This window comes from Cyanobium sp. BA20m-14, from assembly GCF_024346295.1.
Genome location: NZ_JAGQCR010000113.1, coordinates 1 through 9972, shown reverse-complemented (window position 1 = coordinate 9972; position 9972 = coordinate 1). Strand labels below are relative to the sequence as shown.

At 57.4% G+C, this 9972-nt stretch carries 10 protein-coding genes and 1 pseudogene; 6 read left to right on the top strand and 5 right to left on the bottom strand.

Annotation, left to right across the window (positions count from 1 at the left end; all coding sequences use genetic code 11):
* On the bottom strand, window positions 1-1234 hold a 1234-nt coding region (locus KBZ07_RS11225), incomplete at its 3' end, for a cysteine peptidase family C39 domain-containing protein (RefSeq protein WP_254931694.1).
* A 3-nt stretch (window positions 1235-1237) separates the two neighbouring features.
* Complete coding sequence (locus KBZ07_RS11220) at window positions 1238-2773, bottom strand: hypothetical protein (RefSeq protein ID WP_254931693.1); 1536 nt, start codon at window positions 2771-2773, stop codon at window positions 1238-1240.
* 155 nt (window positions 2774-2928) lie between these two features.
* Here KBZ07_RS11220 and KBZ07_RS11215 point away from each other — a divergent pair, with 155 nt between their 5' ends.
* The 4 genes and pseudogenes from KBZ07_RS11215 to KBZ07_RS11200 all read left to right on the top strand — a co-directional run bounded on the left by KBZ07_RS11215 (window position 2929) and on the right by KBZ07_RS11200 (window position 8415).
* Window positions 2929-4428 carry a TolC family protein gene (locus KBZ07_RS11215; RefSeq protein ID WP_254931692.1) on the top strand — a complete coding sequence of 500 codons (1500 nt, stop codon included), beginning with the start codon at window positions 2929-2931 and terminating at the stop codon, window positions 4426-4428.
* A 1080-nt stretch (window positions 4429-5508) separates the two neighbouring features.
* Entirely contained in the window at window positions 5509-6765 is a 1257-nt protein-coding gene (locus KBZ07_RS11210; protein ID WP_254931691.1) for an IS256 family transposase, read from the top strand.
* 230 nt (window positions 6766-6995) lie between these two features.
* Window positions 6996-7370 (top strand): annotated as a pseudogene (locus KBZ07_RS11205) (siphovirus Gp157 family protein); the annotation flags it as partial.
* A 109-nt stretch (window positions 7371-7479) separates the two neighbouring features.
* Window positions 7480-8415: an RAD52 family DNA repair protein gene (locus KBZ07_RS11200; protein ID WP_254931690.1), complete on the top strand. Its 936-nt coding sequence runs from the start codon at window positions 7480-7482 to the stop codon at window positions 8413-8415.
* 76 nt (window positions 8416-8491) lie between these two features.
* Here KBZ07_RS11200 and KBZ07_RS11195 read toward each other — a convergent pair whose 3' ends face one another.
* From KBZ07_RS11195 to KBZ07_RS11185, 3 genes are read right to left on the bottom strand one after another with little or no spacing between them, the layout of a single operon-like run.
* The gene (locus tag KBZ07_RS11195) at window positions 8492-8704 is read right to left on the bottom strand and encodes a type II toxin-antitoxin system HicA family toxin (protein ID WP_254931689.1); all 213 of its coding nucleotides are present in this window, start codon (window positions 8702-8704) and stop codon (window positions 8492-8494) included.
* Complete coding sequence (locus tag KBZ07_RS11190; protein WP_254931688.1) at window positions 8705-8902, bottom strand: type II toxin-antitoxin system HicB family antitoxin; 198 nt, start codon at window positions 8900-8902, stop codon at window positions 8705-8707.
* Window positions 8903-8944: 42 nt separating this feature from the next.
* The gene (locus KBZ07_RS11185; RefSeq protein ID WP_254931687.1) at window positions 8945-9139 is read right to left on the bottom strand and encodes a hypothetical protein; all 195 of its coding nucleotides are present in this window, start codon (window positions 9137-9139) and stop codon (window positions 8945-8947) included.
* A 99-nt stretch (window positions 9140-9238) separates the two neighbouring features.
* On the opposite strand from KBZ07_RS11185, the gene KBZ07_RS11180 reads away from it, so the two are divergent.
* On the top strand, window positions 9239-9523 hold the full coding sequence (locus KBZ07_RS11180; protein ID WP_254931686.1) for a galactose oxidase: 285 nt from the start codon (window positions 9239-9241) through the stop codon (window positions 9521-9523).
* Between the two features lie 10 nt (window positions 9524-9533).
* A complete protein-coding gene (locus KBZ07_RS11175) occupies window positions 9534-9899 on the top strand; it encodes a DUF1651 domain-containing protein (protein WP_254931685.1) in 366 nt (121 codons plus the stop codon).
* The last annotated feature ends 73 nt before the right edge of the window (window positions 9900-9972 follow it).

Below are 9972 nucleotides of genomic sequence, written 5' to 3'. Positions count from 1 at the left end.
GGCCGAGGATGATCAATAGACCACCCACCAGGATCACACCGGTGCGAAGCAAGAAGCCGGACGTGGTGCCGACGAGCCCCACAAATGCGTTGGCCAGGGACTGCTTTTGAAGCTCTTCTAAACCTTCATTGAAGCTGGCAGACCATTGCACGAAGGCTTCATTTTCTAGGCCACTGGCTTTAATGCTCTCAATCCCTTGCACTACCGACATGCCCACGCCCATGGCCTTGCCCTGCACCATTGCCATCCGGAAGTTTTCACTTTTGCGACATTCCCTCATCCATAGGCTGAAGGCCGCATTGACGCCGGAGAGCAGCAAGGTGAACAGGGTGAGAACCGGGGAAATGAACAGGCCCACCACCAGTGCTAACAGGCCTGAGCCCAGGGAGAGCATGAAATCCACCACCCCATTCACACTCAGTTGAACCAAGGAGAAGGGCAAGGAGAGACGTTGAGATAGTTCTCCTCCCATGCGCTGAAGGAAATAGCGATAGGGCAGGCTAAACAGAGAGATGTAGAGCAGGCTGGCTACACGCCTGGTCAGAAGATTGCCCAGGGTTCGCAGCAGCAGTTTCTGCAGGTTGAGGATGGCAATCAACACCACCGCAGCAATCACCGTGATCCAAACCACCGGAATAGCGATGTTTTGGCGGCCTTCCTGTAGAAAGGAATCGATGAACTGGGCGGTGGCGCCTGCGATGAAGAGCTCCGGAATCGCCGCCACACCGGCCACTACTAGCAGCCAGGGCAAAACGGATGCATAAGGCCGGATCAGCTGCGGCACCCTGTGATAGAGGCTGGGGTCTCGCCCGCCGCGCACAAAGCCCACGCCTGGCTTCAATTCGAGAACAACGCCCGTGAAGCTGGTCTGAAATTCCTCCCAATCCACGCTGCGTCGACCACTAGCCGGGTCGCTGAGGTAGGCCTTGTTGTGCTCAAATCCTTCCAAGACAAGGAAGTGATTGAAGTTCCAGAACAACACCGCTGGCACAGTCGCTCGTTGCCTGAGTTGCTCGGCTGAGCAGCGATAGGCGCTCACCTCCATGCCGTAGCTCTGGGCAGCACGTTTGAGCTGGATTGCAGTAACGCCGTCACGGCTGATACCGCAGCGCTCGCGCAGTTCAGCTAGTGGCACCACGCGACCGAAGCAGCCAAACACAATCTTGAGGCTGGCAGCCCCGCACTCCACCGCTTCGTATTGGAGCACCGTGGGTGCCTTGATTCGCCTGTTCATCGTTTAGCGGTTCTCCACCACCAAGCCAAGAGCCTGGCGAAGGGCCGGCATTACAAATTCAATCGGGCGCTTGTACTGCACGTTGATCTGCACATCGGCGAGGGTACCCAAGCGAACCGGGAAGGGCGGCCGGCGTTTGCTGCTCCAGCGATAGCAACGCAGCGAAAGCATTTGTTGGCAATAAGCCGGTTCAGCTTGCTGGAGCTTCACCCGAACCAGATAGGCACCACCCACGCTCTGTTGGATGCTGCCGGCTAACGTGCGGCCACCAGCAAAGGCAGCAATGCCCTCTTGGGGGAGTGGAAGTTTACCAACCTCAGTTACTACGCCAAGAATGCCACCATATTGAGCGCGTGAAATGCCCTTTGGGGTCACTAACACCTCCATGCCTTCACTCATTTGTTGACTGGTGGAAGCATTGACAAAAACTGGGATGACTTGCGGCAACGTGGGCTTATCAACACTGTAAGTAAACAACTCATCGCCAATCTTAACTTCCATTCCATTGCGAATCGTGCTTGATACGATAAACATCCCCGTTGGTGGTGCAAACGTAAAAACACTATTCATATAGGCAACCAGGGCTGTTTGAAGTTGATTGGTTGTTTGCAGGCTGCTTAGTTTTGTTTGTTCAGCCTGCTGGCGCTCGTCTCTACCGCTAAATTCAGTGTTGAGACGCTCGCGATCGATCTGGAGTATCTGGTTTTTTAGGCCATTAATGACTGCTTGCTCTTGCAGCAGTTGGGCAGTGGATACAAATCCCTTGTTCCAAAGTGTTTGCAGGCGTTCGAATAAGGCTACTCGTTCTTGTAATTCCTCCTGCTGATTTGCTCGCTGGCGCGACAGGAGGTTGCTGATGTTGCCGTAGTTGCCGGCACGTTGGCTACGTTCGCTAACGATCGATTGATCAATCTGGAGCTTTGGCTGTGTGGTGAGTCTGATTGCATCCAAATCCGCAATTGCCGCAGCATTCTCTACACGGGCGATGACGGTATTGCTCTTGAAATAGAGTTTCTGGTACGCCGCCTGACTCTGCTGCAGGTTGTCAATATTTTCGTTGCCTTCGAGCGATTCCGGCATCACCAGGCTTTGTCCCTCCGTATGGGCCAGAGCCGCCAGTGCCAGTTCGTTGAGTCGCGTGAAACTTGAGAGCTCTTGATCCCAAGCCTCACCCAAATACTGTGTCAGGGCTTGGTTGCGTTGGCGTTGAGCCAAGCTGAGGCGCTCTGGACCAACTCCGCTCACTTGGAATGCAGCCACCCCACCGACGTGGGCGATGGCACTGCTCACCTGCATTTGGGGGGCAATGCTGGCGAGGCCATTCACCTGCACTGGAACACGAGCTAAGCAGGCCCACAGCACCCCCAGGCCTGAGATGGAGACAGCCACAACGGCAGTGAGCCGCACGGGCAACGGGAGAAACCCCACGGGTTTGCTTGTGTCACCACCATTGCGAAGCCTCTCCAGGGCGATCTGCTCGAAAATTTCATGACGAACAGCAGCAGCCTTATCGCCAGGTGTCTTAGGCGAATGCTGCATCAAGGATAAAGTGCACTTTTATTGGAATTTTTTAATGCTAGCATCTAGGTTCGATTTTGCTAGTCAATTGGGAAATCAGGAGTCACAATGACAGCTTTCGGACTGCTTTGAGGCTCACCTTGCCAATACAGACTGTTCTTGGGTGCGTAGCGGTCGTGATTTCCGCCACGTTCCTGCCCAGGGCTGCATTGTCAATGCCCGCCGCAAACGGGTACAGCTTTCGGGGTGTTCAGGCTCCTCAGGTAAAAGCAAGTTCTGTTGCTCGGGAGCTGGAGCTGAAGCTGAGGCAGTTGCAGCAGCAATGGGGCGAGCGGTCCGTACGCATGAACTTACCTTCTGCACTCGAACAAAGCCTGCTTGGCAATCCTGAGCTGGCTCAGAGCTACAGCCAGATCCAACAAAGTCAGTGGAATCTGATCGCGGTGCGCCGTCAGTGGTATCCATCCCTTTCTGTCTCCTCAGGTGGGCCTGCAGGTGGTCTTTGGGGCTATCGCGGTACAAGTAACTCAATAACAACGTCGACGGGAACCATTAATACAAACGTCACAACAAACCAGAATGGGATTGTACCGGTCTTGAGCCTAGGCTGGACTTTTTTTGATCCGAGTCGAGGTCCACAGATCAATGCTGCGAGTGATAACTTACGCAGCCAGGAGCTTCTATTTAACGTCGCTGCGCGTAATTTAGTGCTCCAAACGCAGTTGGCATACTTTAATCTCCAGGAACAGGAGCAGCTGATCGGCTCTTACGAAGAAATCCTTGCAGCTACCAGCACCCAAGCCAAGGAAGCTGAGGTTTTATTTAATGCTGGCAATGCAAGTTCAGCCGATGTGGAGCAAATTCGTACTCAACTGTATCAAACTTTAAGCTTACTTATCGCAACATATCAGGCAGCAATTGATGCTTCCGCCTCGCTTGCCAGAGCGATGGCCCTTCCTCCCGGCAAATTGGTTTTACCTCAGGATCAATTGGATCTTTATGGTCAATGGGATCTGCCACTTGGCGCCACGATTCAGCAAGCTCAGATTTTGCGCGAGGAGATTCAATCCAGTTTGGCGCAGGCCACTAGTGCTAACTGGCGCGCTAGCGCATTGTTAAATCGATATTCTCCTCGTCTTGCACTTTTGGCAAATGGTTCTTATGCATATAACGATATCGATAGACGTAGTGATCAGGATGGCATCTCTATTACTGAAGGCACGCGTTCATCCGGCTGGGATGGAGCCGTTGGTCTGGGATTCAATTGGACTCTCTTCGATGGTGGCATTGCTGCCGCTGAGGCAGAAGCCAGTAGGGCTCAGGAGCGTCTGTTCAGCGATCAGGCTGCCGTGCAGAGGCTTCAGATCAGCCAAGAGGTAGAACAAAGCTACGCCAGTTATCAGGTGAGCCAATTAGCCCTTGTGAGCAGTCGCGAACAGGCTGAATCTGCTCGTAAGGCTGCTGCCGCGGTGCGCGAACGTTTCAATGTTGGCTATTCCGATACCACATCAGTGGTTCAAACGCTAAACCAGGCGATATCTGCTGCCAATGCCTATGCGCGCTCTCAGCGGCAATATAATAGTGCAGTAGCCAACCTGTATAGAGCATCTGCACAGTGGCCAGAAAACACGTTAATCCTCCGCGATCAGCGGGTGAATACGCTCAAACAGAGATAAGCGCTTGCCTCATGAAATCAGGCAGCCTCTAAAAGATTATGAATTCAACCCTTCCTGTCACATGCAAAAAATCCCTTCCGGCATCAAAAGATACAATAAATTAGGCGTCAAAATAGCAAAAACGAGAGATCGATCATCCCAAGTCTATTAATCATCGTGCGGGTGCGAGTGCGAGATTAGTTCTTGGAAGAATTCGCAGTAAGTCGCATGTCGCTTTCTTCAGTCCCTGCCATACTTCTTTGCACTCAAGCTCAATCTTTTTAGTAATCTTGCCACGCATGGACATACAGCCTTAGTCACCATGGTGAGCCAGGTTTCAACCGCCATTTCGCTTGGCCCTATATTTCTATGCCGACTACTGCTTTATGACGACAATCTGGTTGAGGGGTCGCGCTATCCAATGCTGCGCAGCTCAATTAAGGCAAGTCGCCATTCAAGACCTTTCGGCAAACCTAAATTGCCGGCAAAGGCCCATGCATGATTACAAGTAGCTGCGGTGCACTGGGAGTGCAGCGATGGCGAATGCTGAGCGCTGCAGCAATAGCAAGAATTGCCCACTGCGCTTCACGAGCAAATTATTGCAGAGATGTGACCTGTTTTTGGAACAGTTTTTATAGATATCGATGATGGTTAAGCCGCCTTCCAGTGTTGGCGGCATCCTTTAGGGGGGAAGGGCCAGGAAGTTCATGATGCATATTGCAGACGTTGTAAATGATTAAGCGCTTTAAAGATAATCGGACCATGTTCGGATAGATTTTAAGGTATAAAATTATGCCTAAATATGATGCTAAGCGATTCAATATTGTAGCCATGCCAGGATTGTCTTGGGTCGCCAGCAATGCATCAAGTCCCTTATTCTGAGGTCGCCTACACGGATTGCGAAGTTCCCTAGGTCGATTGCATATCAATACAGCTCAGTCGAAGGCGCATAGCGGCGTCCCATGGAGTGGTGTAACTCGGGGGGATCAGCCCCGGCGTAGCCGGGGCTGACGGCTCGCCTCCCTCAGACATCAGCTGTGGCAATGGGTGGGCCGGTCTGTGACCCTGTTCGGAGAACTACCACCAAACCGAACACAGACCATGACCCTTACCCATAGTGGCGCCTCCGAGCTGAGCCAGCTCATGGAGGGCACCACCGCTGGCGCCCTGATCCCTGAGATCGTGCGCCGGGGCTTCCAGGATCTGCTGGAGGCCGAGGTCTCCGCTGCCATTGGAGCCACGCGCCATGAACGCTGCCCCGATGAGCGATCCACCCACCGCAACGGCTACCGCCAGCGACTGCTCACCACCCAGGTGGGGGATCTCAGCCTGGCCATCCCAAAACTGAGGCAGGGCAGCTTCTTTCCAGATTGGCTTGAGCCACGCCGCCGTGTCGATAAGGCCCTCTACGCCGTGGTTATGGAGGCCTACACCGGCGGCATCTCCACCAGGAAGGTTGATGCCCTGGTGGAGGCATTGGGCGGCGCCAGCGGCATCTCCAAATCGGAGGTGAGCCGCATCTGCCAGGGGCTCGATGAGCAGGTCAAGGCCTTCCTGCAGCGGCCGCTTGAGCATGCCCGCTTCCCCTACGTCTACCTCGACGCCACCTACCTACACGGACGTCTGGGGCAGAACATGCAGGTGGTATCGCGGGCGGTGGTCGTGGCCATCGGCATCAATGCCCTCGGCTACCGAGAAGTGCTCGGCATTGCCGTGGGCGACAGCGAGGCCGAGGGCTTCTGGCGCCAGTTCCTGGGCTCGCTCAAAGAGCGCGGCCTGGACGGCACTCGGCTGGTGATCTCCGATGCCCACTTGGGGCTGACGGCGGCGATCAAGCGCATGTTCCAGGGCAGTAGCTGGCAGAGGTGCCGGGTGCACTTTCTCCGCAACCTGCTCAGCCACGTTCCCAAAGCCGGCCAGGACATGGTGGCCGCTGCCATGAAAGCGGTGTTCGTCATCCAGGCCCCCGATCAGGTGCGCTCCCACTGGCAGCGAGTCACCGAGATGCTGCGCAAGCAGTTCCCGACAGCTGTGCCCGTGATGGACGCCGCCCGAGACGACGTGCTGGCCTTCCTCCACTTTCCCCAGGAGCACTGGCGCAAGGTGTGGAGCACCAACCCCCTCGAGCGCCTCAATAAGGAGATCAAAAGACGCACCAACGTGGTCGGCATCTTCCCCAACGACGCTGCGATCGTGCGGTTGGTAGGTAGCCAGCTGCTGGAGCAGCAGGAGGAATGGCAGCTGGAACGCCGGCGCTTCTTCTCCGAAGCCACCATGGCCAAGATCCCGGAGCCAGAAGAAGCACTGGAGCTCACTGATGCTGATCCGTCCGCCCAGCCAGGCGAACCCATCAACTGAAAGGCACCAGCTCCACACTCGATCTACACAAAACACATCGATCGCTGAGTTGCCAATTCAGCGATCAGGGTTCATAATGGATAAACTGAGCTGCGCAATCAGCTTCCAGGCAGTCATCCCCTGCCTGCCACTGTTCACCCTCCGGAGAGGGTCACAGGACCTCCTGAGTTACACCACTCAGAGGGGCGCTACCCCTACTTGCAGAAGAGGGCAATAAGCAGGCCCTCGCCGCCAAGGCCGATGCCACCTGCTGGGTGATCGAGCATCTACGCGGTCAGGCCGCCTACCGCCAGCAGCAGGCCAAGCGGCTCGCCGATCTGGCACGTAGTGATGCCGGCCGGGCTGATGCGTTGGAGGAATCGCTGATCTTTGTCCTCACCCAGCTCCAGCCAGCCGCTGCCCGCTTCTCCTTCCCCGATCACGAGCTCAGCAGCCGCAAGTCCTCAGCTGTCGTGATCGACGAAGAGCAGGCCCTCGATGCCGAGTGGCTCACCTTCTCCACCACAAGCAAACCCGACAAGAACGCCATCAAGGAAGCCCTCAAAGCCGGCCGTCAAATCACCGGCGCTCAGCTGCTCACCCGCCGCTCCTGGCGCATCCACTGACTGGAGGGGGGCAGAGCCCCCCGCGACATGGCCCGCTGCAGTGGCGGGCCCTTTCTTCCTGATCCGATTTCGCTCCTTTCTTCTTCTCGCTCCATCGCTTCCCATCGCCATGACCGTCGCCGCCCCTTCCGCCAATGGGTCCAGCACCAGCAGTCGTCCCGCCGCTCCTCTTCCGGCCCAGCGGCCGCCCTCCGCTCTGGAGGTGATCCGCTCTGCTGACCGGTCCGATATGGAGACGTCAGCAAACCCGCCATCAGCCGCGGCGCCGCAAGTCCTCCAGGCTCAACCCCTTGGCTTCTCCCCCGAGCAGCTCGCCGCCCTGGCCGCTCCGCTTGATCGGGCCAAAGTTCGTCAGCGGGAGCAGGGCCGCAGCCGCGTGAGCTATTTGGAGGGTTGGCAGGTAATCGCGGAAGCCAACCGCATCTTTGGCTTTGACGGCTGGCAGCGCCAAACCATCGCCGTTCGCTGCGTTGCACAGGCCGAACGAACCATCGGCAGAGATCAGAAACCCGGCTGGGGCGTCACCTACACCGCCCGCGTACGTATCACCGTCACAGCGGGGGGCATGACGCCCCTGGTTCGGGAAGGGACCGGCGCCGGCCACGGCATCGACGCCGACCTGGGCCAGGCCCATGAGTCCGCCATCAAGGAGGCCGAGACCGATGCGATGAAACGGGCGCTGATGACCTTTGGCAATCCGTTTGGTCTGGCGCTCTACGACAAGCAGCAGAGGGAGGTCACCAGCTCGGCCACTCCGGCCTCTAACGCCAACCCCAGTAGCAGGCCAGCAGAAGTGGCGCCTAGGCGCGAGTCCCAATCGACTGCTCATGCAGAGATAGATCCCAGCCTTGACCCGCTTGATCCAGGCACGATCGACCAGCTACACAGCACCATTCGCTCCCTACCTCGCCCGTCACTAGAAGGTCTCACCAAGGCATTCCGCAAGCGTTTTCAGGTGCCGCCAGATGCACCCTCAATTGCAGATCGAATCAGCCAGCGCCGCCATCACGAATGGATTGAGGCGTTTCTTGTGTCGCACCGATAGGTGGGCCCTACAGAACTACACCAAGCGGTTGCTTGATGCCGGTGCACTCTCCTGTTCGCGATAGGTCTGCCTACCTTCAGAGCAGATCGCGGAACTGCTGGGGAGTTAAGCCGGCATCACGGGCAATGGCCTCCATGGTGATGGCGTTGATCGGGTCATGACGCGGGATCACCAGCCGCCGTTCGCCATTGCTCAAGATCAAGTGGTCGGACTCCCGCACAATGCGGTAGCCCAACTTCCGGAACACACGAATCGCATCCTTTTGGCTGATGCCCGGCAAGCGAGGCATTCAGATCGCCAGCTCAAGCGTCTCCACCTGCTTGATACCGGCTTCTTCTGCCTCCACCTCAAGCCAAAGACCAATGGCCTCACGGATGCTGGCAAGAGCTTCTTCCCGGGTCTCGCCCTGGGAGTGGCAGCCAGGCAGATCCAGGCAACTCACCGACCAGCCCTCCTCTGTCTCCAGTAAACGGATCCTGTACGACACCGCCGGTTCCTCGTTATTCCTTGAACCTAGCCAGATCCAGCCTCAGCGCTGCAGAAGCCAGCGCAGCAGCGACAGACCAATGATCAGCCCGATGCCGGTGTTCCAGAGCAAGGACGGACGCTCCGCCAACCGCTGCAGCCAGGCCGGCAGCTGATCACGCCACTGCTCCATCGCCAGCACCGCCAGCAGCAGCAGGACCAGGGGGATGCCGATGGCTAGAACAAGCTCGCGCAACATCGGCTCTTATCCGCTGAGCGCACCGTATCGAGGGCGCAATGGGACGGCAGCAAAGCTCGTCAATTGTGCTAGTACATGCGTACGCATTGACCATGATTCATGGGTGCCCCTCTCCCCCGAACCGCAGCACTGAATGCCCGGCTTGAAACCCCGATCGAGGAGTGGCCATACCTCGATGAGGCAGTGCTGCTCAAGACCCGGAGCCGGAAGGTCTGCATGACCTGCCATTGGTTTCGGCATCACGCCGGGGTGAATTGCATCCCGGTGCTCACCTGTCAGCTCAATCAGGGGTTGATCGCCCACGGCGAGCACCTCACCAGCCGCTGCCAGAGCTGGACCGACGACATGGTGCGTCAGCAGGGCTGGGCGCCGGAGGTGGCCTGAGCAGCTCTCGATGAACGTCACGAACAGTCCCGGCCGGCCGCCGCTGTCTCCGCAAGAGGGCTGGCTCAGCGATGGCCGCCAGGTGCTCCATTTCCAGCCCTGCCGCTACGACCGCTGGAGTCAGGTGCTGGAGGTGACGCTGGGGGAAGTGATGCCTAGTGGAGAGCCGCCGCTGCTCAAGCACCGCAGCGAGCTGATGCGAGATGAGGCGATCAAGCTCTGGGGCCAAGAAGCGCAGATCGGGCTGGCAAGTCTGCACGCCGCAGTGGAAGCCGCCACCACTGCGCAGGGCCTGAGCTGCTGCAGGCCACAAAGCACTTTCATCCTGCTCCCATCTGCAGCCAGAGGCAATGCGTGTAAAGGCCGATTGTGCTGAGCCGCTGGCCCAGCGATGCTGTGCTCATCAACCCAGGAGGCGCCCAACATGGACGACACGCCACCCCGCCAGG

Bases quoted from the DNA above. Each gene is read 5' to 3' on its own strand.
- KBZ07_RS11220 (WP_254931693.1), bottom strand. From the start codon at position 2,773: ATGCAGCATTCGCCTAAGACACCTGGCGATAAGGCTGCTGCTGTTCGT.
- KBZ07_RS11210 (WP_254931691.1), top strand. From the start codon at position 5,509: ATGACCCTTACCCATAGTGGCGCCTCCGAGCTGAGCCAGCTCATGGAG.
- KBZ07_RS11200 (WP_254931690.1), top strand. From the start codon at position 7,480: ATGACCGTCGCCGCCCCTTCCGCCAATGGGTCCAGCACCAGCAGTCGT.
- KBZ07_RS11195 (WP_254931689.1), bottom strand. From the start codon at position 8,704: ATGCCTCGCTTGCCGGGCATCAGCCAAAAGGATGCGATTCGTGTGTTC.
- KBZ07_RS11185 (WP_254931687.1), bottom strand. From the start codon at position 9,139: ATGTTGCGCGAGCTTGTTCTAGCCATCGGCATCCCCCTGGTCCTGCTG.
- KBZ07_RS11180 (WP_254931686.1), top strand. From the start codon at position 9,239: ATGGGTGCCCCTCTCCCCCGAACCGCAGCACTGAATGCCCGGCTTGAA.
- KBZ07_RS11175 (WP_254931685.1), top strand. From the start codon at position 9,534: ATGAACGTCACGAACAGTCCCGGCCGGCCGCCGCTGTCTCCGCAAGAG.